The organism is Caenispirillum salinarum AK4, from assembly GCF_000315795.1.
Lineage (GTDB): Bacteria > Pseudomonadota > Alphaproteobacteria > Rhodospirillales > Rhodospirillaceae > Caenispirillum > Caenispirillum salinarum.
This window is the reverse complement of record NZ_ANHY01000052.1, coordinates 1-880: the sequence shown is the minus strand read 5'-3', so window position 1 is coordinate 880 and position 880 is coordinate 1. Positions and strand designations below refer to the sequence as shown.

Sequence of the window (880 nt, the reverse complement as noted above, 5' to 3'; positions counted from 1 at the left end):
ACGCCATGGACGGGGTTCCCGGCCTGACGCAGGAGGCCGTGCCCAGGGGCGAGACCTTCGACTACGCTTTCGACCTCAAGGACGCCGGCACCTTCTGGTATCACAGCCACCAGCGGGCCTGGGAACAGGTGGCACGCGGCGTCTATGGCGTTCTGATCGTTGACGAGGCCGAGCCGCCGCAGGTCGACCAGGATCTTCTGCTGGTCGTCGACGACTGGCTGCTCGACCGCGACGGCCGGTTCGTTGAAGAAACCTTGGGCGAGTTGCATGACTGGGGCCACGGTGGGCGCATGGGCAACGTGGTGACGGTGAACGGCCGCGTCCGCCCGGACATCCTCGTGCGGCGCGGCGAGCGCCTGCGCCTGCGGCTGCTCAACCCCTCCAACGCCCGCATCCTGGCCCTGACCTTCGGCAGCTTGCGCCCGACCGTCGTCGCCCTGGACGGCCGCCCCTGCCGGCCGCACCCAGTGTCGGAGAATGGGCTGCTGCTCGGCTCGGGACAGCGCGCCGACCTGATGGTGGACGTGGACGCCGAGCCGGGCGCGCGGATCGCCATCGCCGACCAGGCCTACGACGACCCGGCGCCGGTGGCCCACATCGCTGTCGGCGAAGACGTACTGCGCGAGACGCCGCTCGACGCACCGCTCGCCCTGCCGGGGGTCGAGGCGGCGCCTGCGCTCGACCTTGAGACGGCGGTGACGGCGGACCTGCTCATGCAGGGCGGCGCCATGGGAACCATGGACGAAGCCGTCTACAACGGCCAGCGCATGAGTTGGCGGGATCTTGTGCGGGTCAACCGCGTCTGGGCCTTCAACGGTGTCGCCGGTGACCTGGACACGCCGCTTCTGGAGGTGCCGCGCGGCCGCACCGCCGCCGTGAC

The 880-nt window shown here is 70.8% G+C and carries 1 protein-coding gene; it reads left to right on the top strand.

Annotation, left to right across the window (positions count from 1 at the left end; translation table 11 throughout):
• Nucleotides 1-880, top strand: an 880-nt coding sequence (locus C882_RS22635) for a multicopper oxidase family protein (RefSeq protein WP_043647360.1), incomplete at both ends; no start/stop codon positions are given.